The sequence below is a fragment of the Photobacterium rosenbergii genome (assembly GCF_003026455.1).
In the GTDB taxonomy this organism is placed as follows: Bacteria; Pseudomonadota; Gammaproteobacteria; order Enterobacterales; family Vibrionaceae; genus Photobacterium; species Photobacterium rosenbergii.
The window spans coordinates 1-21734 of the sequence record NZ_PYMB01000013.1 but is presented as its reverse complement, the minus strand read 5'-3'; the positions used below and the strand labels follow the sequence as shown (position 1 = coordinate 21734).

The 21734-nt window shown below is 45.7% G+C and carries 20 protein-coding genes; 18 read left to right on the top strand and 2 right to left on the bottom strand.

The genetic code is table 11. The annotated features are described in order from the left end of the window. Positions 1–422: 422 nt before the first annotated feature. From C9J01_RS19860 to C9J01_RS19840, 5 genes are all read left to right on the top strand, one after another. A complete protein-coding gene (locus tag C9J01_RS19860) occupies positions 423–1049 on the top strand; it encodes an NAD(P)H-dependent oxidoreductase (RefSeq protein ID WP_107299885.1) in 627 nt (208 codons plus the stop codon). Beyond that, entirely contained in the window at positions 1046–2980 is a 1935-nt protein-coding gene (locus C9J01_RS19855; RefSeq protein ID WP_107299884.1) for a monovalent cation:proton antiporter-2 (CPA2) family protein, read from the top strand. Before C9J01_RS19860 ends, C9J01_RS19855 begins: the two co-directional genes overlap by 4 nt. A gap of 534 nt (positions 2981–3514) precedes the next feature. Then, positions 3515–4723 (top strand): NupC/NupG family nucleoside CNT transporter, encoded by a 1209-nt coding sequence (locus tag C9J01_RS19850; protein WP_107299883.1) that lies wholly within the window; start codon positions 3515–3517, stop codon positions 4721–4723. A gap of 191 nt (positions 4724–4914) precedes the next feature. Next, entirely contained in the window at positions 4915–6285 is a 1371-nt protein-coding gene (locus C9J01_RS19845) for a S8 family serine peptidase (RefSeq protein WP_107299882.1), read from the top strand. Between the two features lie 454 nt (positions 6286–6739). Next, the gene (locus tag C9J01_RS19840) at positions 6740–7252 is read left to right on the top strand and encodes an outer membrane beta-barrel protein (RefSeq protein WP_158264575.1); all 513 of its coding nucleotides are present in this window, start codon (positions 6740–6742) and stop codon (positions 7250–7252) included. A 46-nt stretch (positions 7253–7298) separates the two neighbouring features. On the opposite strand, the gene C9J01_RS19835 is transcribed toward C9J01_RS19840, so the two are convergent. Then, entirely contained in the window at positions 7299–8180 is an 882-nt protein-coding gene (locus tag C9J01_RS19835) for an NAD(P)-dependent oxidoreductase (RefSeq protein WP_107299880.1), read from the bottom strand. Between the two features lie 258 nt (positions 8181–8438). On the opposite strand from C9J01_RS19835, the gene C9J01_RS19830 reads away from it, so the two are divergent. From C9J01_RS19830 to C9J01_RS19810, 5 genes are all read left to right on the top strand, one after another. Then, the gene (locus tag C9J01_RS19830; RefSeq protein ID WP_107299879.1) at positions 8439–8978 is read left to right on the top strand and encodes a hypothetical protein; all 540 of its coding nucleotides are present in this window, start codon (positions 8439–8441) and stop codon (positions 8976–8978) included. Positions 8979–9146: 168 nt separating this feature from the next. Beyond that, positions 9147–10967, top strand: coding sequence for a protein translocase subunit SecD (gene secD, locus C9J01_RS19825; RefSeq protein ID WP_107299878.1), 1821 nt, complete (start codon positions 9147–9149; stop codon positions 10965–10967). A 1-nt stretch (position 10968) separates the two neighbouring features. Beyond that, positions 10969–11865 (top strand): protein translocase subunit SecF, encoded by an 897-nt coding sequence (gene secF / locus C9J01_RS19820; protein ID WP_107299877.1) that lies wholly within the window; start codon positions 10969–10971, stop codon positions 11863–11865. Between the two features lie 161 nt (positions 11866–12026). Then, on the top strand, positions 12027–13214 hold the full coding sequence (locus tag C9J01_RS19815; RefSeq protein WP_107299876.1) for a cystathionine beta-lyase: 1188 nt from the start codon (positions 12027–12029) through the stop codon (positions 13212–13214). 159 nt (positions 13215–13373) lie between these two features. Next, positions 13374–13724, top strand: a complete 351-nt coding sequence (locus tag C9J01_RS19810) for a hypothetical protein (RefSeq protein ID WP_107299875.1) — start codon at positions 13374–13376, stop codon at positions 13722–13724. 144 nt (positions 13725–13868) lie between these two features. Here the strand turns inward: C9J01_RS19810 and C9J01_RS19805 are convergent, their stop codons facing one another. After that, positions 13869–14150: a hypothetical protein gene (locus C9J01_RS19805; protein WP_107299874.1), complete on the bottom strand. Its 282-nt coding sequence runs from the start codon at positions 14148–14150 to the stop codon at positions 13869–13871. A gap of 372 nt (positions 14151–14522) precedes the next feature. On the opposite strand from C9J01_RS19805, the gene C9J01_RS19800 reads away from it, so the two are divergent. The 8 genes from C9J01_RS19800 (at position 14523) to C9J01_RS19765 (ending at position 21563) form a co-directional block, all read left to right on the top strand. Continuing rightward, the gene (locus C9J01_RS19800) at positions 14523–15104 is read left to right on the top strand and encodes a DNA-3-methyladenine glycosylase I (protein ID WP_237157020.1); all 582 of its coding nucleotides are present in this window, start codon (positions 14523–14525) and stop codon (positions 15102–15104) included. A gap of 142 nt (positions 15105–15246) precedes the next feature. Further along, on the top strand, positions 15247–16170 hold the full coding sequence (locus C9J01_RS19795) for a cation diffusion facilitator family transporter (RefSeq protein WP_107299872.1): 924 nt from the start codon (positions 15247–15249) through the stop codon (positions 16168–16170). 149 nt (positions 16171–16319) lie between these two features. Beyond that, entirely contained in the window at positions 16320–16706 is a 387-nt protein-coding gene (locus tag C9J01_RS19790; protein ID WP_107299871.1) for a hypothetical protein, read from the top strand. Positions 16707–16823: 117 nt separating this feature from the next. Beyond that, positions 16824–17156 carry an SMR family transporter gene (locus tag C9J01_RS19785; RefSeq protein ID WP_419687446.1) on the top strand — a complete coding sequence of 111 codons (333 nt, stop codon included), beginning with the start codon at positions 16824–16826 and terminating at the stop codon, positions 17154–17156. Between the two features lie 277 nt (positions 17157–17433). Beyond that, on the top strand, positions 17434–18768 hold the full coding sequence (gene astB / locus C9J01_RS19780; protein WP_107299869.1) for an N-succinylarginine dihydrolase: 1335 nt from the start codon (positions 17434–17436) through the stop codon (positions 18766–18768). A gap of 269 nt (positions 18769–19037) precedes the next feature. Next, positions 19038–19418 carry a hypothetical protein gene (locus C9J01_RS19775; protein ID WP_107299868.1) on the top strand — a complete coding sequence of 127 codons (381 nt, stop codon included), beginning with the start codon at positions 19038–19040 and terminating at the stop codon, positions 19416–19418. Then, positions 19415–20899, top strand: coding sequence for an LruC domain-containing protein (locus C9J01_RS19770; RefSeq protein WP_237157019.1), 1485 nt, complete (start codon positions 19415–19417; stop codon positions 20897–20899). Before C9J01_RS19775 ends, C9J01_RS19770 begins: the two co-directional genes overlap by 4 nt. A gap of 142 nt (positions 20900–21041) precedes the next feature. Next, positions 21042–21563, top strand: coding sequence for a DUF2058 domain-containing protein (locus tag C9J01_RS19765; protein ID WP_107299867.1), 522 nt, complete (start codon positions 21042–21044; stop codon positions 21561–21563). Positions 21564–21734: the final 171 nt, after the last annotated feature.

The window sequence follows — 21734 nt, the reverse complement described above, 5'->3', positions numbered from 1 at the left end:
TGATGACTAGCCTTAAATCGCCAAAGTGAGTTCATTTAGCCCTGATATCTGTAAGTGGCACCTGAAATCCTGCCACTTTATTCGGTTGATATATTTGATTATTGTCCAGTTGCGAAACTTGGCACAACCATTGCTTTAGTTATTATGCGTTTCGGGCAACAAGCCAGGTATCTTTACCTCCCCTAGGACATTGCGTCCTTTCCTTGGATACCTGGCTTGGAAACGATGTAAGCAATTAGCACACAACTTCCTTTCGGGCGCTCTTCCAGGCGCCCTTTTTTTATTTGTCAGTCTACACTTAATGCAAAAGAGGTAGGGCATAAGCCGAATGTAGGCTATTGTCTTATAGCAGTTTTGTGAATGATTTTGGGGACACGGTTTATCCGTTGCTTGTCGTTTTCTTTCCCAGTGTGAGGAGCTTTATGTCAGGGACTAAGAACAAAGTACTCATCCTATTTGCCCATCCGTCAACTAACCGTTCTGAGATAAATTGGCCTTTGTTCCGATCTTCCCAAGGTATCGATGGTGTGACAACGGTTGATCTTTACCATGAGTACCCCACCTTCCGGATCAACATCGATAAAGAGCAGCAACGGTTGCTTGAACATGACATTGTGGTGTTCATGTTCCCTTTGTATTGGTATTCCACGCCTGCGATTTTAAAAGAATGGCAGGATCTCGTATTGGAATATGGTTTTGCCTATGGTGCCGATGGTACTGCATTACATGGTAAAAAATTTCTTTGCGCATTAACGGCTGGTGGTCCGGTGAATGCTTATTGCGAAGATGGTTTTAATCATTACACCATCCGTGAGCTGTTGCATCCACTTGAGCAAACCGCGGTATTAACGGGCATGGAATATCTTGCACCTTACGCGTTATTCGGTGCTCGAACAGCAGTTGAAGAGAAGCGGGTAGATGCACATATAGAAGGGTGGCAGCGACTGTTACTGGCATTGCGTGATGACCGAATTGATTTTGCACAGGCGGGAGAAGTGGCCAAACTCAATGATCATCTCGACAGGTTGATCACGGAGGTGCCAGCATGACCATCTATTTTATTCAGGCTTTTATCTATCTGTGCGCTGCTGTTGTTGCTGTGCCTATCGCCAAACGGCTTGGTCTTGGTTCAGTCTTGGGTTACCTCATTGCCGGGGTCGTGATTGGCCCTGTTGTTGGTCTGGTCGGGGAGGAAACATTAGCCATACAGCATTTTGCTGAGTTCGGTGTGGTGATGATGCTGTTCTTGGTCGGTTTGGAACTTGAACCTCGGATGCTCTGGGACATGCGCCATCGCTTGATCGGTCTTGGTGGCTTGCAGGTTGGTCTGACGACAGTGATTGTGATGGCTATCGCGATGATGTTCGGCCTAGGCTGGACCATGGCGTTAGCTATTGGTTTGATCTTCTCCTTGTCGTCGACAGCGATTGTGTTGCAGACCTTCAATGAAAAAGGATTGGCTAAAACAGAAGGGGGCAGAAATGCGTTTTCCGTGCTGTTGTTCCAGGATATAGCCGTTATCCCGATGTTGGCATTGATCCCGCTACTTGCCTTACCTGAATTGGTAGAGCAAGCCCAACAGTTGGCTCAGCAGGCTGCCGACCATCATGAAGAGTTAAGTTTGGTCGCAGGCCTTCCCGGGTGGGCTTATGCTCTGGTGGTTATCGGGGCAATTGCTGCTGTGGTAGTGGGTGGTCACTTCCTTAGCCGGCCCTTGTTCCGATTCGTTGCTAATGCCGGGCTTAGGGAGATTTTCACGGCTACAGCATTAATGTTGGTCATCGGCATCGCTGCCTTGATGAGCTTGGTCGGCTTGTCACCGGCACTAGGGACTTTCTTGGCCGGTGTCGTGTTGGCCAATAGTGAGTTCCGCCATGAACTAGAATCGAATATCGAGCCTTTTAAAGGTCTATTGCTAGGGTTGTTCTTCATCACCGTTGGTGCGGGTATCGATTTCTCGGTGCTGTTTAGCAATGTCGGTATGGTGCTTGGTATCACTCTAGGGGTAATGGTCCTTAAAGCCGCCGTTTTATTTATCTTGGCGTTAATTTTCAAAGTGAGGGGAAGCGATCGCTACCTACTGACATTAAGCTTGGCTCAGGCCGGTGAGTTTGGTTTTGTATTACTCAGCTACTCGATGCAAAACCATGTACTGCCAGCGGATGTCGCACAGGTGCTGTCTTTGGTTGTTGCGATTTCTATGTTCCTAACCCCTGGGCTGTTTATTTTCTTCGATAAAGCGGTATTGCCCAAGTTTCAGGAGAAGAGCAATGAGCGGGAGGCCGATAAGATTGATGAAACAGGGACAGTGATCATCGCAGGTATTGGTCGCTTCGGTCAGATAGTCAATCGTTTGCTGGTGGCTAACGGTGTCAAAACCGTTGTTCTCGATCATGAAGCTGGCCAAATAGATAACATGCGGGCTATCAAGATCAAAAGTTATTACGGGGATGCAACTCGCCCAGATTTGCTACATACCGCTGGTATTGAGGAAGCTAAACTTCTCGTCATAGCCATTGATGATCAGGAACGTGCCGTTGAGTTGGCCGAGTATGTGAAACATACCTACCCGCATGTGAGGATATTAGCTCGGGCCTACGATAGGGGGCATCATTACGCTCTTCGTTTTGCGGGTGCGGACTTTATTATCAGTGAAACCTACCATTCGGCACTGACGTTAGGGACACAGGCATTAAAAGATTTGGGTGTGCATCCGTTTCGTGCAGAGCAGTTACGGCAGACTTTCAATGAAACTGAAGCCAAGAGTAAGAATGTGCTCTATCAGGCTTGGAAAGACAATACCGAAGACAATAAATACAACGCCACATACCGCGATTTGTTCATGCAGTTAGAAGAGGCGTTAAGTAAAGAAATGAAAGCGGATAGGCATGACAAACATGCCTCATCAGAGCGGGGATGGACACCCCCACCGAAAAACTACATTGATGTGATTGCAGATATGCAAAAGGAACAAGAGTAGTCTTTAGTACGACAAATAGACTAACAATAGCGCGGCTAGGTAAGAGGTTACTTAGCCGCGTTTTCATTAGGGCTTATCAGGGCAAAATTCAAAAAGAAAGTGCTTAAAAAATAGTAATCGTTTGCGTTTTAAAGTCAGAAATTGACAACTGGAAATAATTTCTTACATTTGCTGGTTAATTGCGCAATCAAACCTAGATCACAAAAAAAATACCTTTCTGGGTTTTTAATGTGATCGACATCTCTATATACTCCGCTTCCGGCCAGAACCATAGAGTTCAGCCACCTTAGTTACAAGCTGTCACCATGGACATGTGAATGACCCACGGAGTTGGACCGGCATTACTTAGCTTGTTAATTAGGTGACTTGTATGTTTTACAAATGGACGGACAATTCCACATTTTCTGGGCATTCTTGCTCAGGACCTTCCTATTTGGCTTTCTCCCCGAAGGCGATGTCCCCATTGGTATTGCAGGCAGTAACACCTTCATTTTTCGATATCCCAACACATAGTCAAAGCAACAGGACGAAATAATGCAGTTGTTAATTAGTTTGGCCGGTATTTTGGTACTGGTATTGTGCGCGTACGCGCTATCTGAAAACCGTAAAGCAATCAACTGGCGTACGGTTGGTGGGGCGTTGTTGTTACAGGCCAGCTTTGCTGCCTTGGTTCTGTATATTCCCGTTGGGCAAAAGATGCTAGGGGCAATGAGTGGCGGTGTTGCTAGCGTATTGGGTTTTGCCGATGAAGGGATCAAGTTCCTGTTTGGTGATCTAGCGACTTCCGGTTTCATCTTTGCTATTCGCGTCCTTCCTCTTGTTATCTTCATTAGTGCTCTTATCTCCCTTCTTTATTACCTCGGTGTGATGCAATGGATCATCAAAGTGATCGGTGGTGGCATTCAGCGTGCGCTGGGTACAAGCCGTGCCGAATCTTTGGTTGCGACGGGTAACATCTTCCTTTCTCAAGGTGAATCTCCGCTTCTTGTAAAACCCTTCCTACCACAGATGACCCGCTCTGAACTTTTTGCGGTAATGACAGGTGGTATGGCTTCGGTAGCCGGTAGCGTCTTGGGTGGTTACGCGGGCCTTGGTGTTGACCTTAAGTACCTAATCGCTGCGAGCTTCATGGCGGCGCCTGGTAGCTTGATGATGGCAAAACTCTTGGTGCCAGAGCAGAGCGTTGCGGTTGAGCAGACTGATATTGAAATGGCAAAAAGTGACCACAGCAATGCGATTGACGCGCTAGCTGCAGGTGCTATGAACGGTATGAAGGTAGCAGTGGCTATCGGTACAATGCTGATTGCATTTGTCAGTGTGATTGCGATGGCGAACGCAGGTCTAGAAACGGTTGGTTCGTGGGTTGGTTTTGAGAACCTGACTCTTCAAGGCTTACTGGGCTACCTGTTCTCACCGCTGGCATTTGTTATTGGTGTTCCAGCTTCTGAAATGTTGCAAGCAGGTGCCTTTATCGGCCAGAAAATGATCCTTAACGAGTTCGTTGCCTTCTTGGACTTTGTAAGCATTAAAGAGACGCTATCCCAGCACAGCCAAGTGATCATTACTTTTGCACTGTGTGGTTTTGCTAACATCGGTTCAATTGCTATCCAGATTGGCTCTATCGGTGTGATGGCTCCAGAGCGTCGTGGTGATGTTGCTAGCCTAGGTATTAAGGCGGTATTGGCTGCGACACTAGCAAACCTAATGAGTGCTGCCTTGGCAGGTATCTTTATTAGCCTATAAGCTCATCACTAAGCTTGAATCGATTTTGGCCGCCTATATAGGCGGCTTTTTTGTATTGTTTTCTGTAGCTTCAGTTGGAACGCTTGTATTAGCGATGAGACAACGGGGCATATAATTTACTTATTGAACTTTTTTGAGCTTAAAGGCTAATCACTTCTATCTACACTCAACGTGACGTAAAGGAGAGCATCATGAAAAAGAGCGTTGAGAGATCATGTCAAGTTGTAGTGATAGGGGCGGTTTTGGGCTTTCATTGTAGTGCATTGGCTAATGGTCAGGGCATCCCTTTCCGTGAGGGAGAAGTGGTTGTTGCCACATCGCCAGAAGCGTTGAGCGGGGAAGTACTCATTCGATATTACCCTAACTCTGGTCTTTCTGTTATTCGCGCTGATAAAGGAAAGGAAGCGGATAAGGTCAAACAACAAAAGTCCAAAGGTCGCAAGGCTGGTAAGAATTATATTGCCCAGCATTTTGAATATCCAATTAATGACCCTCTAGCTAGTTATCAATGGCACTTTGAAAAAGTTCAAGCCAGCAGTGCATGGACAATCAGTGCGGGAGCAAGCATAACTGTTGCCGTGTTAGATACAGGGCTAACCGATAGTAATAGTGATGGTATTGGCTGCACTACTTATCCCCGAGATGTGGTGAATGATGACAGTGATCCGGCTGATGGTGATGGGCATGGTACACATGTTGCTGGGACGATTGCACAACGTACTAATAATGCTATTGGTGTAGCGGGATTAGCTTATGAGAGTTGTATCATGCCGGTTAAGGTGCTGGACGACTCTGGTTCGGGTAGCTTCGCAGATATTGCTGAAGGGATATATTGGGCAGTCAATAATGGTGCCAAAGTCATCAATATGAGCTTAGGGGTGAATGCAAGGTCTGGAATTGCCAACGATAGCATTATCGATCCTGCTTTAGATTATGCCGCTGAGAAACAAGTTGTGGTGGTAGCGGCAGCCGGTAATGACGGTTTCAGGAAAAATGTCAGTTATCCTGCTATTTACCCCAGCGTTATTGCTGTTGGCGCGACAGATTTTAACAACAATCTGGCAAGTTACTCGAATAAAGGAAAGGGGCTAGACATCGTCGCTCCGGGAGGCAATACCCGGGCAGATGCTAATAATGATGGCTATGCCGATGGGGTGTTGCAAGAAACTATCATAGATGGTGCTAGTGGCTATTACTTTTTTCAGGGGACCTCAATGGCTGCGCCACATGTCAGTGCTATTGCAGCGATACTGCTTGCCAGTGGTAAATCTTATGAGGATGTATCATCGGCCATGTTTGAATCAGCACTCGACCTTGGCAATGTAGGCTTTGACAATAGCTTCGGCCATGGTTTGGTTCAGGCATATGATGCGATGCAGTGGCTTCCTGGTGGGAGTGAAGGTGATAGCCAAGTGTGTACTGATAACGATGGGGATGGCTATTGTGCTGAAGAAGGGGATTGCGATGACAATAACGCCCAAGTTAACCCATCTCGAAACGAGAAAGGGCCAAGGCGGAACGATGGCTTAGATAATAATTGTGATGGTCTTATTGACAATTGATGCTGAAAACCTCTTTCGAAAGAAAGAGGTTTTTTTATAAATGGCGAATAGATTGCTCCCCCTCGTTATTATTTAATAATCCATTTTATAATGATGATTTTTATTTATGTTGAACCATATTGAAAAGCACTTACAGTTAGAAATGTGATTAGATCTGCAATTCATAAAAACGTCATTACAGGTCATTCTGTAAAAAGTGTTTACATCATGTGTTGGTGCATTGATTTTATTGCAGTGTGCTTTATTTACTATTCTTTTCTTTTACAATCACTTGTTAAAAAGATGCACTCCTTAAGATACTGATTTTTATTGGCTTTTGTCTTTTTTGTGTTTCTTTGAGTGCTTTTATCTGAGGTTTTAATGTGAATTAAGTATGTTTCACTACCTTTCATTGAGTAGTCGCTTTAAAGTTCACTCATCAAATGAACGCTGTTTTTTAAGAAGAGAAACCAAAATGAAAAAACTAACTTTTATTGCAACTGCCGCACTGCTTCTATCGGGTATAGCAAATGCTTCTGATACAGTTAATGCCAATAATGATAATGATGGGATCAAATACTTTGGAGGTCTAGGCCTAAGTGATGGCACAGTATCTAATATTGGTGGGGAGTTTGAATATAATTTCCGAGCAGGGGCAATTATCAACGATACACACCGTTTGACGGGTACATATGCTTATGGTGATGATTCTAGAGCATCACATCTTTTTGCCTCTTATGATTACATGGTTGGAATTTCAGAAAACCAGAAGTGGAACTGGTTTATCGGTGCTAGTGCAGGGTATGCAGTGTTCAAAAAAGCCGATAACGATTGGACCCTAGGTGCACAAACCGGTATTCAATACTCAGTTAATGAGAATTACAGTTTGGAGTTGGGCTACCGTGTTATCGATACATGGGATGAATGGAAAGATCGTAACATGTCGCAGCTAGATTCTTTCTACTTTGCCGTAGACTATAAATTTTAATCGCGAGATGTGAAAGCATGGGGGAGCCCCCCATGCTTTTTCTCTGTTATCGCTTGTCGTTATCAAACTGTTTGATTAATACAGAAGTATCGGCACGCTGGTAGCCACGTTGCTGAAGTTCAGCATATTTTCCGTCCACCTGTTTGGCTAGCGGGAGTTCTACGCCTAGTTTCTCTGCGGCTTCGAAGCAAATCCCCAGATCTTTACGCATCCAGTCGATAGCAAAACCGAAATCAAACTCATTGTCTGCCATGGTTTTGGCGCGGTTTTCTAATTGCCAAGAACCCGCAGCACCATGCTTGAGGACTTCAGTCATCTGTTCGATATCAAGACCGGCAGATTTAGCTAAGGTAATGGCCTCTGATAGGCCTTGCAGTATACCGGCAATACAAAGTTGGTTGGCCATCTTGGTGATTTGGCCATAGCCAATATCGCCCATAAGAGTGGTTGCTTTGGCAAAGCAGTCAATCACGGGTTTAGCTTGTTCAAACACGTTGCTATTACCGCCCACCATAACGGTTAGGCAGCCATTTACCGCTCCCGCTTCACCGCCTGACACTGGTGCATCAAGGAAACTTAGCTGACAATCACTGGCTTGTTCAGCAATCTCTCTCGCCACTTCTGCAGAGGCTGTGGTGTTATCTATCAGGATGGCACCGGGTTTGGCTGAAGCTAAAATACCGTCTGCACCGAGGTAGACTTGGCGTAAGTCATCATCGTTGCCCACGCAAGTAAAGATAAAGTCAGCGCCTTCTGCTGCTTCTGCTGGGGTTAATGCAAAACTGCCAGCGTAAGTCTCAACCCATTTCTCGGCTTTCGTGGTGGTACGGTTATACACGGTGACATGATGGCCAGCATTGGCAAGGTGTCCAGCCATCGGGAAGCCCATGGTGCCTAGCCCGATAAATGCAATTTTATGTGATGTCATTAATTCGCTTCCCTTAAAAATTTACGTTTGCCGATAATGGTAACGATGGGGTAATAGAGGTTTTTCAGTATCTTGCATTAGCATGATAAATGCTACCGATTAGCTTCGATATATAGCACAACACATGTTGTCAAAAAATAACTAAAAAAATGTGGGCAAGCGCAATCTTTTCTTGTGAATCTCTAGCACTGGCCCTATTATGCGAAAAGTTATTCTGTAAATGGCCGTTTTATGCTGGCTTCTGTGCTAAGAATTTTGATGTTAATAGTGTGTTTGGGATTTGCGTGGCCTAGCCATGCAGGCTCAATTGCGCCTGTATCAGAAGCACAAGGCTTTCAGCAAGTTCGCCAGATTGTAGATAACGAAGGTTTGATGTCCATTGGGTTCTCAAAACACTTGGCCCAATCCGCTGCTTTTGCACCTTCCCAAGCTGAACTCAATGCGCTGTTAAAGTTTGATCAAACTGATTTAACTGAGGTTGTTCACGCTGGTGATCAGACACCTTCCGATAATAACCAACACTCTAACCATGATCGCAGCCTTGATTTGGCCATTGCAGCCTCAAGTCGTTTTTCCAGCCTGTTACGGCATGATCCGGAAGAAGTTGAGCCTGCTTATCAATTGGCGATTGAACTTCCTGTTGAGCCGGCTCCTAGTTTTGCCAAAGACTATCGAGTCGATATGCAGCCTGCATTGGATTGGACGCTGAATACCTCTCCCCCTTCGGGCCGGGTCTCCGGTTGGAAGGAATCTAACCTCATCTATACCGTTTACCACCATCGCCTAACTTTGGCGTAATCCGCAAATCTATCTAGTCCTGCCTGTCGATCAGGACAAATTAACCTTGCTTGATTAGTACATAAAGTACTGCCGAGCAGGAGCGGTATTACATCTGCTTCCCTTGTTTGATGTGGGGGCAGTGTACTGTGCACCGAAAGCGGTGTGCGCTAAAACAGTGGTAAAACTATGAGAAAAAAAGCCCCTCAGCGGTTATTGAATCATTATCCGGCTTGGAAATATGTTGTTCTGCTCGTCACCTTGGTAGTGATGATGCTAAGTGCTATCCCTACTTGGTACGGTGAAGATGCTGCCGTGCAAGTGTCAGCCAAGGGAGTGCCTGTCCCTGATGTTGTCCAGCTACAAAACACCTTGAAACAGCATGATATTGCGGTCAAGCGTATCGACCAGCAAGCAGATAGCACTCTGGTTGTCCTTGCCGATGAATCTCAGCAAACCCAAGCCCGTACCGTTTTGGCGCAGGAAATGGGGCCAAAAAGTGATTCGCAACTAACGTTGGCAATGACACCTGCGGCACCTGCTTGGTTACAGGGCATGGGCTTTGCACCAATCAAACTGGGTCTCGACCTTCGTGGTGGTGTGCAGTTCCTGTTAGATGTTGATATGAACCAGGTGTATCAAGCCCAGGCTGAACTGCTGCAGGACGAATTGCGTCAAGAGTTTCGCCAGCAGGGTATTCGCAATACCCGTATTGACTCTGTTGCTTCAGATATTTTGGTTGTACGCCTACCCAATAGCGAAGCTAACGGTAAAATCCGCCAGTTTATTCGCAAAAACTACCCTCAGTGGCAGGTAACCAATGATTCAGGCCATGGTGTTAGATTGGCTCTAAAAGACGATGAACAAGCGCAGCTAAGAAACCTGACAGTTCAACAAAACCTGCAAACCATGCGTAGCCGTATCGAAGAGCTCGGTATTACGGAAGCGCTCGTTCAGCGTCAAGGTGAAAACCGTATTCGTATTGAGTTGCCAGGTGTTCAAGACCCAGCCGCAGCGAAAAGCGTTATTGGTGCCACTGCCAGCCTAGCTTTCTACCCGGTGCGTGAACTCGGTAGTGGTAGTACCATGACTATCAACGATGAGAACGGCCAACCAGTCCGCGTAGCCCGTAAACCAATCCTAAGTGGTGATCACATTGTTGATGCCCGCGCTAGCTTTGGTGAAATGGGGATGGCGGAGGTTAACATCAACCTTGATAGCGCTGGTGGCAAGATCATGTCTGACTTCTCTCGTCAGAACATTGGTAAGCCAATGGCGACGGCATTTAGCGAATATAGCCGTGACAGTGAAGGTAATGCGGTACAAGAAAGTAAGATCATCAGTGTCGCAACTATTCAGAGCCAACTTGGTAACCGCTTCCGTATCACTGGCGCGGGCTCTATCCAAGATGCTCAGGAACTTGCTCTACTTCTGCGTGCTGGTTCATTGACAGCACCCGTCACCATTGTTGAAGAACGTACTATCGGCCCAACTTTGGGTGCGGAAAATATCGAGAACGGCTTTGCAGCACTAGCATTGGGACTTGGCCTGACATTGGTCTTCATGGCTCTTTGGTACCGCCGTTTAGGTTGGGTGGCTAATGTGGCATTGGTCTTCAATATGGTGATGCTATTTGGTTTGCTGGCTTTGATCCCAGGGGCTGTCCTGACCCTTCCTGGTATCGCGGGTTTAGTATTGACGGTCGGTATGGCGGTTGATACCAACGTACTTATTTTCGAACGTATTCGAGACAAGTTGAGGGAAGGTCGCAGCCTGGCACAGGCTATTGATCGCGGCTTTAGTAGTGCCTTCAGCACTATCTTCGACGCCAACTTCACCACTATGATCACTGCAGTTGTGCTTTACGCCGTTGGTAATGGTCCAATTCAAGGCTTTGCCTTGACGCTGGGGTTAGGTCTTCTAACCAGTATGTTTACCGGTATTTTTGCTTCCCGCGCCATTATTAACTTGGTTTGGGGTCGTGATGCTCGACGTGAGGTGCGAATTTAATATGTTGATTACAATGAAGAATGCGACAAAATGGCGTCACTTCACCAGTGTCGTGTCTATTATCTTGCTGCTTGGCTCTCTAGTGGCAATTTCAGTTAAGGGACTTAACTGGGGCTTGGACTTTACCGGTGGCATCGTGACAGAGGTGCAGACCAATAGTGCGCTTACCAGCCATGAGATTGACCAGCGGTTAGATGCCCAGTTTGACCAAGATGTCAGTGTCATTGCAACCGGTGAGCCGGGCCGTTGGGTTTTGCGCTATGCAATTCCGGAGCAGGGTGAAGCCCCAGATGTTGCCGGTGCCCTGCATTCGCTGGATGCCAACGTTCAAGTTTTGAATACTAGCATTGTGGGTCCTCAGGTCGGTCAAGAGTTGGCTGAGCAGGGCGGCTTGGCTTTGCTGGTTGCTGTGCTGTGTATTCTGGGCTATTTGAGCTACCGCTTTGAATGGCGATTGGCTTCAGGCTCCGTCTTTGCTTTGGCGCATGATGTGATCTTTGTTTTGGGCTTCTTTGCCCTAACCCAGATGGAATTCAACTTAACGGTACTCGCGGCTGTGTTGGCGATTTTGGGCTACTCACTCAATGACTCGATTATCATTGCCGATCGTATCCGTGAACTGTTGATCTCAAAGCCGAACAAGGCCATCGAGGATATCAACAACGAAGCAATCGCTGCGACTATCTCCCGTACCATGATCACCTCAGGGACGACGTTGCTGACCGTAGGTTCATTGTGGCTGTTGGGAGGCGGGGCTCTTGAAGGGTTCGCCATTGCAATGTTTATCGGTATTTTGACGGGTACATGGTCTTCTATTTCAGTGGGTACGGCTTTACCTGAGTTGTTCAAGCTCGATTCGTCGCACTATAAATTAGAGCCAGTTTCACAAGAGCCGTAACCGAGCAATATTAATGAGTATAAGAGGGCCTTCGGGCCCTTTTTTCGTTGAAAATATGGATATTTATTTCGAGCTTAGCCATATATATCCAACACGCTTGAACTGTGATAACGTCAAATGCATGGAGACTAGCGCCGAGATTGAAAGGAAAGAGACGCAACATGGGTAAGAAATCATTAGAAACCAAGATCGTAACTGCAGGACGTTCATCAAAGTGGACCCAATCACTGGTTAACCCACCGGTTAGCAGGGCTTCAACTATTGTGTTTGATTCTGTAAAAGAGATGAAGCACGCCACGGCGAACCGAACGAACAAAGCGCTGTTTTATGGTCGTCGTGGCACTAACACCCATTTTGCATTCCAGGATGCGATGGTCGAGTTGGAAGGTGGTGTTGGCTGTGCTTTATACCCATGTGGAACGGCTGCAATTACCAGTGCTATCCTGTCGTTTGTTAAAGCGGGCGACCACATCCTGATGGTGGATGGTGTCTATGAACCAACCCGTGATTTTTGTGACAAAATGCTAGATAAGATGGGGGTGGAAACCACTTACTACGATCCTATGATCGGTGAGGGGATCCGCGATCTTATCAGGCCAAATACAAAGGTTCTTTTCTTGGAGTCACCATGTTCCATTACCATGGAAGTGCAGGATGTGCCGACCTTGGCACGTATTGCCCATGAGCATGATTTGGTCGTGATGCTCGATAATACCTGGGCATCTCCTATTAACTTCCAGCCATTTGAACACGGGGTTGATATCTCTATCCAAGCTGCGACCAAATACATTGTGGGTCACTCAGATGTTATGTTGGGCACAGCCGTCGCTAACGAGCGTTGTTGGGACCAATTACGTGAAAATAGCTACCTGCTTGGTCAGTGTACTTCACCGGATGACGTGTATCTTGCTATGCGAGGCCTTCGCACGCTCGGCGTACGTTTGAAGCAGCATGAAGAGAACAGCATTAAGGTTGCGCAGTGGTTGGCTGAGCGTGAAGAGGTCGACCATGTTCGTCACCCAGCTTTTGAAAGCTGTGAAGGGCACGAGTTTTATAAGCGTGACTTCAAAGGGTGTAATGGCCTGTTTTCTGTTGTGCTGAATCGTGGTAATACCGAAGCGCTGACCGCTTTGCTTGATGGGATGGATCACTTCAGTATGGGATACTCGTGGGGCGGTTTTGAAAGCCTGATCCTCGCCAATGAGAATATTAATTCTCTGCGTACTGTCGCCAAGAAAGACTTCGCTGGCCCGTTGTTGCGTCTGCATATCGGTTTGGAGTCACCTGAAGATCTGATTGCAGATTTAGAGCGAGGTTTTGAGCGTTTAAACGCGGTGTTGAAAAAATAATTTGTCGCACACTCTGACTTAATAGAGGCCAGCTATGCTGGCCTTTTTTGACCGGTACAGTTTGATAATGTGGCAATATCACAACCAATATCTAACTTGAGCAACGATACCTGCAGGTTTTGGCTACTATGTAGTAAACGCTAGAGCAAAGGGGAAGTTATGAAAAAGACAGGGTATTGGGCCGCTATTGTCATACTCCCAATGACAATGCTGGGTTGTTCAAGCTCAGATCTGGAAAACTACCAGTTGTTTCCTGATAATTATGACTACGATGTGCCTTATGACAGTATCTATCATTACGGTTACAACCAAGGGTGCGATAGTGCACTAGGGGTTACTGGCAATTATGGCAAGGTGTTTGGCAAGGATGAAACCCTAGATGGTAGTGATACTAAGTTCAATCAAGGCTGGGATGATGGAAATCTGGCCTGTAAACAATCTAACTCTCGGATACTAATGTCGACCTCGTTTATCAACCCTTATCAGAGCTTTAGTAATAGTTATAAGTAAGTAGCGTATCGCTGCAGTTTCGACGTGGTATAAAAAAACAGACCGGGAAGGTCTGTTTTTGGATAAGGCATTTTCATTTTGTGTTTAAGATTGACCTAGCCATGTATCGTTCTTAATCGTTAGTCACAAAGTTATATGTCTTATTTAGTTTGGTCTAGTCAGTGACTGCACTTGGCCGTCTCGGAATGAAACTGGCACTACAGCATGGACTTCTGGTAGTAATAAAAATGCATCTTCATCAGACTCATTATTCACTTCTACCACCACTTGAAGGTATTTGTTCAACGCACGCTGGAGAGCTGGGGTTGAGATCTTGTTACCTTGTTTGCTGAACTGACTGTATTGACCTTTACTGGAGTATACCCAAACGCTAAACGGGTCATCTCCTTTTTCTAGTTGCTCGATAAAATCGGCGATATTTCTCATAAAAGTCCTTTTCCCTAACCAATAACTGCGTATTGATTTTCCCATTATGGAATGAAGTTGTTATTTTTCAATTTGATTTACATACCTTATCTAGGTTTATGTGATGCTGATAGCAAAAAATTGAAACTCGACTGCATTTGCAAAAATCAATTTAACTTACCTTGTCACTTTACACCTAAATAATCGATAAACTCATCAGTAAACGTTTACAGATTAATTCCCTGAAAGAATATTATCAAGGGGTGTTTACAACCATAACTACCCCTTAAGGGGTATGCGGTATGAAATCTATTTGTGCTCAGGAGTTTGGGCAAATATGATTGTTGTAACGAAATTTTTCGGTCACTAATTGAACATATTATGGGAGGCCACTTGGAAAAAAGTGTTTGTGCGTGGGCAATGAAGCAGCCTATCGAGCGAGAATATCATGATAAAGAGTGGGGAAGGCTAAATAAATCAGATACATATTTATTCGAGTTTCTAACTTTAGAAGGTGCCCAAGCTGGGCTGAGTTGGTACACAGTTCTTAAACGGCGTGATGCTTACAGGGAGGCATTTGATAATTACGATATAGAAAAATTAGCTTTATATGATGATGGTAGAATAAAAGCAATTATTGATAACTATGATGTTATAAAGCATCGCGGAAAAATCAGTTCGGTATTTCATAACGCACGAGCGGCCCAACAGTTAATTAATGAGTACGGCAGTCTTGCTAATGCATTATGGCAATTTGTCGATCACCAACCTGTAATTAATCACTGGCAAACAATGGCAGATATTCCAGCATCAACCGAAACTTCAAAGGAAATGAGTCGCTTTCTCAAAAAGAAAGGGTTTAAGTTTGTTGGAGAAACTATTTGCTATGCGTTTATGCAAGCTGTAGGTATGGTCAATGACCATTTAGTGACTTGTTATTGTCATCAAGAGGTCATAGAGCAGAATAAAAACTAATTTAGTATCGATAACCGAGACCTATTTTTGTGATAGGGGAGAGAAACTGGTTTGTCAGAGTGATGCAGCGTATTATGTTCTATCCACTTGACCCTCGTAGTTTGGTTTTTACGAGGGAAGTAACTATGCAGAAGTTAGGACAATGGCAGATAATCCGGTAAAAGTAATACAGCGAGCGACGTGGGTCGGCTCAATTGCAAACGTTAGCTTGGCAGTATTAAAGATCACGATAGGTAAAATTACAGGCAGTCAGGCTTTGGTTGCCGATGGTGTACATAGCTTTTCGGATCTAATTACAGATACCGCTATCTTGATTGGCTCTCGCTATTGGACCGCCCCTGCTGATAAGGGGCATCCTTATGGCCATGGCCGGTTTGAAACCTTTACCAATATCTTTATTGGCGTCTTGCTGCTTATTGTTGGTATTGGTATTGGCTGGGATTCGCTATCGGCATTGGGTCATGAGGCCAAAGCTGTGCCGGGAATGCTGGCTTTCTGGGCTGCGGTTGCGTCAATTGTGGTGAAAGAGGTGTTGTACCGTTGGACCGTTATCCAAGCCAAAAGAATTAACAGTCGCTCCCTTCATGCCAACGCATGGCACCATCGAACCGATGCTCTGAGTTCCTTGCCCGTTGCCATTGCAGTTATCGCAAACTACATCTTCCCGGATTTGCATTACCTCGATCAAGTTGCGGCCTTAATCGTGACTGCAATGATCTTGAAAGCGGCGTTTGAAATCTTGTGGCCAGCTGTCATGGAACTGACCGAGGCGCAGGTAGATGAAGGGATCGAGGAGCAGATCCAAGGTTATGCCAGTGAAGTCCCGCAGATCAAAGAAGTGCACGCCATCCGTTGTCGCCGTACCGGCAGTACAATTTTGTTGGATTTTCATATGCTGGTGGACCCAGATATGCGGGTCGAAGATGCCCATACCATCAGTGAAAAATTTAAGTCCCATATCTTGGCTCAAATTGATGAGCTGGTTGATGTTGTTATCCATATCGAGCCATATACCTGTGCTGAGCGTGTGATTAATCCTTGCTGTGAGGATAAGAGCTGTGATTAATTTGCGATGATTGATGGATAAATAAGTGCTAATTCTCAAAACTGAGAAGGTGTAGCAACAACGCATTTGGCTATCTTCTTAAATGTGACCCCGATCAAATTACCTAGCGGCTATTTGGCTGCTAGGTAAGGGCTTAAAGGAGAACTGCCATGCCGTTAATCAGAATTAAGTCTTTGCCTTTTGCTCAGGAAGTAAATATTCCATCCACTCTGGGTGTGCTTTCCAAAGCGGTATCAGAAACCAGTGATATAGATTTGAAGCATGTTATGGCGACATGGGATTACCTCTCTCCTCATCACTATGCCCATAATGGTAAAGTAGTCGATTGCCAACCGGAAAAAACGCATCCCTTGCTCGTTCACCTTGTTGCGCCAAGCTTCAATACCGAAGAGCAAATTGCCAACATGCTGGAAGTGATAGCAAATACCCTGGCTGATGTGTTGCCGGTGGCTAAGGAAAACATCTTTATCAACTTTTCCCCGGCCTACAGCGATGGTGTTTACGATTCAGGGCACGTTGTTGAATGGGATGACTGAACTTATGACTCTGCCTAGCTAAAGTAATGCCTTAATTCATGACTTATTCATCAAACTGGCATAGGATGAGCACTTTTCTCATGTTATGAGTTTCAAATGTTTAAGTTGATTGCGTCTATGCCACCTATGATAGCGTTGTCTGTTGCGATTGTTTGTGAAGTGATCGCGACATCAATGCTACCTAAAACCCAGCAGTTTACCCAAATCGTGCCGACCCTGATAACGTTGGCAGGGTACGCCGTTGCCTTCTTCATGCTATCTGTCACGGTTAAGGCCGTTCCTATTGGAATTGCCTACGCGATATGGTGCGGTGCGGGGATCGTTTTGGTTGCCATGATAAGTTGGTTATGGCACGGCCAGCAACTTGATTTCCCCGCTCTAATCGGCATGCTCCTTATCTTGTCAGGGACTATTGTGATTAATGTTTTTTCTAGTTCAGTGAGCCATTAAGCCAATTCTCAATAGATAATGATGATCTAGCGCACAGTTTTATAAAAAGCCTGCTTAACATAAGCAGGCTTTTTTTAGCTTTCAAACGCTTAATTATGTGTCAGATGGGGAATAGGGATATTCAGGAGCCCCCCTTTCTTGCATAGCCATGCCAATAGTAGTTATTTCTATCTTCACTAAGCGGTTTACCAGAGAGTTGTACCACGCTTGTTGTAAATGTAGCGTTTTTGTTATTGTGGGTTCGGATGTAAAGGTGGTAACTAAACATGGAATGTCTATGAGCGCACTTGAAGCAAATTTTGATGGCCTAGTTGGGCCAACGCACAACTATAGCGGACTCTCTTTTGGTAATGTCGCTTCGGCGAAAAACCAAGCTAACCCTTCCAGCCCTAAGCAAGCCGCTTTGCAAGGTTTAGCAAAGATGAAAGCTTTGTCTGATATGGGAATGGTACAAGGCGTTCTAGCGCCACAGGAAAGGCCTGATATCGCGACATTACGCCGGCTGGGATTTACCGGCAGTGACCAGTCGGTATTGGTCGCAGCAGCGAAGCAAGCCCCGCAAGTGTTGGCAGCTTGTTGCTCAGCTTCAAGCATGTGGACCGCCAATGCGGCAACCGTGTCCCCTTCGGCAGATACTCAGGATGGAAAAGTCCATTTCACCCCTGCAAACCTAATCAATAAGTTCCATCGCTCAATCGAGCATGAAGTGACAGGTCGGATCCTAAAGGCGACATTCTCCGATGAGAAGCATTTTGTCCATCATCCAGCCCTACCTAGTGTCGAGCATTTCGGTGATGAAGGGGCGGCTAACCATACTCGCTTCTGCCTTGATTATGGTCAGCAAGGGGTTGAGTTCTTTGTGTTCGGACGTCATGCCTTTGATAGTCGTCACCCAGCCCCAACAAAGTTTCCGGCCCGCCATACCTTCGAGGCTTGTGAAGCAGTAGCAAGGCTGCACCAGCTAGAGAAGGACAAGGTGGTGATAGCCCAGCAGAACCCAGATGTGATTGACCAAGGCGTGTTCCACAATGATGTTATTGCCGTTGGTAACCGCAATGTCTTGTTCTGCCACGAGCAGGCTTTCTTGAACCAACGGGCTGTCTACGATGAGTTGAACCTCAAGCTCTCGGGTGAAATGCGGATTATCGAAGTACCAACGGCGAAGGTATCGATTGAAGATGCTGTGACCAGTTACCTGTTTAACTCACAGCTCATTACTATGCCAAATGGTGACAATACCCTGATCCTGCCAGAAGAGTGCCGCAATAATCCTCGGGTATGGGCATACCTAGAGCAGCTTTTGGCAGATAAGCAGGGCATTGACGATATCAAAGTGTTCGACTTGAAACAGAGTATGGCTAATGGTGGTGGGCCAGCATGTTTGAGGCTGCGAGTTGCACTTACTCAACCGGAGTTGTCTGCGGTGAACCCGAGCACCTTGATGTCAGATGTCTTGTACGGTCAGTTAACAGGCTGGGTCGAGAAGCATTACCGTGATCGTTTGGTTGAGGCTGATTTGGCTGATCCTTCTTTACTACAAGAATCCCGTACTGCCCTCGATGAGCTGACGCAAATCCTCGATTTAGGCTCTGTCTACCCTTTCCAACAATAACGTTCATCAAAGCAGCACAAGTTAGTGCTGCTTTTTCATCTTTTGCTACTTTATTCCTGAGAGATAGGTCTTAGGCTTGCACTACATATTGAAAAATAAACCATTTTTTCAAATGTAAGATGCCAATTTGCATCTTTTTTTGCAGCAAAATACTTATATTGCGAGTTCAAATTATGACTACTTTCTTAGGTGATTGATATCTAATGTAAATTAGAGTTGGCATAAAACATGGTTGTTTTACCCAGTTGATTCGAGGGGGCAAAATTTCCATGAAGTACTCTTTTCATTTTTTAGCGTTACTGTTTCTTGCCGGATGTGGAGGTGGTGGTGGGGATTCTGCTTCCGGGCCACAACCGGAACAGCCAACCACAACATTGCTTGGCGACAACAATGTTCCAGCCGATGCTAGGTTTCAGCAGTTTGAAAACTACCTGTTTGAAATTAACCCATCAGACTACAACTTTGCCGGCAATCGGTTGTATCTCAAGGTTTATCTGTCTTCGGGTAACGTCTTATTTTTAGGTGAAATTGATAAACAAACTTTCTTTGCTTTTCCGATTTCCGTTCCGCTGAAAGATAAAGTGGTTAGGTTTGATTTGTTTAGTGATTTTAGCGGCGACGAGGCTGTTACAGGGGAGGTAACGCTATGATGAGACCTATTATTACGGTCTGCCTGTTTATGCTGGCAGCAATGGGTAAAGGGTTTGCTGCGGAGCAATCCATTTTGCTTAAGGATACAGTCTTTCAGGGGAATGGCAGTATCGATTTGTTTAAGGCTCGGCAGCAGAAAAATAACCCTAGTGCGGCAAGTTTAGAAGCATTAAGAGTAGAAAATAATAATGCTTTGGTCTTGGCTGTTGATGTGAACGAGGCGGCTAACGGCACGGAAAAGGCTGAGAGCCAAGGTGTTGCTATAGAGTCGGTCATTCTGACGGTGGAATCTGGAGGGAAGACCTTTACCTTCACCGAGTTCTCGACACCGACTAAGTGTTTATTGGCTAAGGCTGGGGAGGCAGACCGCACTCTATTTTATACCTTGATTGGTAGAGCTGGCTCTTCGTCATTGACGCCTAACAGTGGATGGCAGGGCACTTCTTATGATGCGGTTTTGACCATACCGGTAAATATGTCGCTTGAGAATGCCACATCGGTAGTGGTCGATATTACTTTCTTGGAAACTAACACTTCACTGGGCGATCCGGAAGCGTTTTATGATTTTACAGCGGGGCCTGAAGACCTTGCGTTGTTGAGCCAAATTGATGCTGTAACCCTTACCGAGGAAGCTCCCGGTCAAGATGAGGCGCCTTTGGTGATCACCCAAAATCAGATCGGTAGCGAAACGGATTCATGGGTGTATTATCCATCTTCCGTTGAGTACTACGTAGCGGCTTATGAGGATAATTATCCAGTTAAAAGTGATTACGATTTTAATGACTTAGTTATCGGCTACCGTGTTGGCTATGGGATGACCGGGCAGCAAGTGACCTCATTGATTGTTTATGGTTACATGATAGCGAGAGGTTCGAGCTTTACCCACGATTGGCATTTACACATCGGGCTTCCAGATACCGCCACAGGTACAGGGACGCTTAACTTGTTCAAGCCGGACTCTACAGAGCAAGAAAGTGGATACCCGCAGACATTCTCACAGGCGGGAAGCTTTGATAAACGTCTCTTGCAAGGGACGAAAACATTAATGAATAGCCCTAGTTCAGAGTTTGCCAATACGGAAACCAATGTTGATTTGGTTAAAGGCCATAAATTCAGCGTAGCATTTGATTTTGATGAACCTATCGAGCTCTCTAGTATCTCTTTGCCCCCTTATGACCCCTATTTGTTTGTGCAAAACACCGGCTACGAAATTCACTTACCTGAGCATGCCTCCCGTTTGGGTACCTCTGTCAACAATGCCGAAGCGGCTGGTGGATTCAAGAATGAGCAGGGATACCCGTTTGCGATTATCATTCCTGAAGACTGGGAGCCGCCACTCGAACGGGAAGATCTAGGGGGAGCTTATTCGACCTTCTTAGGGTTTGTGACCAGTAATGGCGAACAACAGGACAATTGGTATACCGCACCGTCACAAAATAAAATCAAGCAAATTGGTAAGGCCTTTTGGAAGTGGGATTGATACAAGCTTTTATTGTGGAAATCTCCCAATAACTTGACCTTAAACTTATTGCGCAGGGATAATATGACAAAACCTATAGGCTAAGGTTACCTTGGCCTGTAGGTTTACTTGTTTAACTTAGATTGCCCGTGACGGAGTCGAAATGGCGAAACTATCCCTTCAAGAGCAGATGCTAAAAGCTGGTCTTATTGACAAGAAAAAACTGAAAAAAGCGGGCAAACAGTCCAAGAAATCTCGTACTTTGCGAAACGAAGCTAAAGCGGCAGTTGAAGCCAATAAGACTGCCCAGCTGGAGCAGGACAAAGAGCTGAACCGCCAGAAGCAGGAAGAGGCCAACAAGAAAGCTATCGCCTCACAAGTTAAGCAGCTGATCGAAATGAACAAGATCGAGCGTGCTGATGGCGATATCGGCTACAACTTTACCGATGGTACTTTGGTTAAGAAAATCTACGTCGACAAGCAGACTCAGGATCAGCTAGTTAGTGGTCGCCTAGCGATTGCGCGCTTCCAAGAGGGTTACGCTGTGATCCCGGGTGTGGTTGCCGATAAGATCAGCCAGCGTGATGAAGAAGTGATCATAGTGAACAACACGGTTTCTGAGCAGGAAGTTGATGAAGATGATCCGTACGCAGACTTCCAGATCCCAGATGATCTAATGTGGTAATGCCACTGAGCAAATGGATAATGAGCCCAGCACTATGCTGGGCTTAATTATATGGTCCGCCTCACTCTTAAGCCTCTACGCTTGGGGTAGGTAAATTGAAAGAGGTGAACCATATGTCTTCCTTACATATTCTTGGTATAGATCTTGGTAAACACTGCTTCCACATAGTCG

Excerpts from the sequence above, each read along its gene's own strand:
- C9J01_RS19850 (WP_107299883.1), top strand. The coding sequence starts at position 3,515 with ATGCAGTTGTTAATTAGTTTGGCCGGTATTTTGGTACTGGTATTGTGC.
- C9J01_RS19815 (WP_107299876.1), top strand. The coding sequence starts at position 12,027 with ATGGGTAAGAAATCATTAGAAACCAAGATCGTAACTGCAGGACGTTCA.
- C9J01_RS19795 (WP_107299872.1), top strand. The coding sequence starts at position 15,247 with ATGGCAGATAATCCGGTAAAAGTAATACAGCGAGCGACGTGGGTCGGC.
- C9J01_RS19855 (WP_107299884.1), top strand. The coding sequence starts at position 1,046 with ATGACCATCTATTTTATTCAGGCTTTTATCTATCTGTGCGCTGCTGTT.
- C9J01_RS19835 (WP_107299880.1), bottom strand. The coding sequence starts at position 8,180 with ATGACATCACATAAAATTGCATTTATCGGGCTAGGCACCATGGGCTTC.
- C9J01_RS19845 (WP_107299882.1), top strand. The coding sequence starts at position 4,915 with ATGAAAAAGAGCGTTGAGAGATCATGTCAAGTTGTAGTGATAGGGGCG.
- C9J01_RS19775 (WP_107299868.1), top strand. The coding sequence starts at position 19,038 with ATGAAGTACTCTTTTCATTTTTTAGCGTTACTGTTTCTTGCCGGATGT.
- C9J01_RS19810 (WP_107299875.1), top strand. The coding sequence starts at position 13,374 with ATGAAAAAGACAGGGTATTGGGCCGCTATTGTCATACTCCCAATGACA.
- C9J01_RS19765 (WP_107299867.1), top strand. The coding sequence starts at position 21,042 with ATGGCGAAACTATCCCTTCAAGAGCAGATGCTAAAAGCTGGTCTTATT.
- astB (WP_107299869.1), top strand. The coding sequence starts at position 17,434 with ATGAGCGCACTTGAAGCAAATTTTGATGGCCTAGTTGGGCCAACGCAC.
- C9J01_RS19785 (WP_419687446.1), top strand. The coding sequence starts at position 16,824 with ATGCCACCTATGATAGCGTTGTCTGTTGCGATTGTTTGTGAAGTGATC.
- C9J01_RS19860 (WP_107299885.1), top strand. The coding sequence starts at position 423 with ATGTCAGGGACTAAGAACAAAGTACTCATCCTATTTGCCCATCCGTCA.
- C9J01_RS19840 (WP_158264575.1), top strand. The coding sequence starts at position 6,740 with ATGAAAAAACTAACTTTTATTGCAACTGCCGCACTGCTTCTATCGGGT.
- C9J01_RS19830 (WP_107299879.1), top strand. The coding sequence starts at position 8,439 with ATGTTAATAGTGTGTTTGGGATTTGCGTGGCCTAGCCATGCAGGCTCA.
- secD (WP_107299878.1), top strand. The coding sequence starts at position 9,147 with ATGAGAAAAAAAGCCCCTCAGCGGTTATTGAATCATTATCCGGCTTGG.
- C9J01_RS19770 (WP_237157019.1), top strand. The coding sequence starts at position 19,415 with ATGATGAGACCTATTATTACGGTCTGCCTGTTTATGCTGGCAGCAATG.
- secF (WP_107299877.1), top strand. The coding sequence starts at position 10,969 with ATGTTGATTACAATGAAGAATGCGACAAAATGGCGTCACTTCACCAGT.
- C9J01_RS19790 (WP_107299871.1), top strand. The coding sequence starts at position 16,320 with ATGCCGTTAATCAGAATTAAGTCTTTGCCTTTTGCTCAGGAAGTAAAT.
- C9J01_RS19805 (WP_107299874.1), bottom strand. The coding sequence starts at position 14,150 with ATGAGAAATATCGCCGATTTTATCGAGCAACTAGAAAAAGGAGATGAC.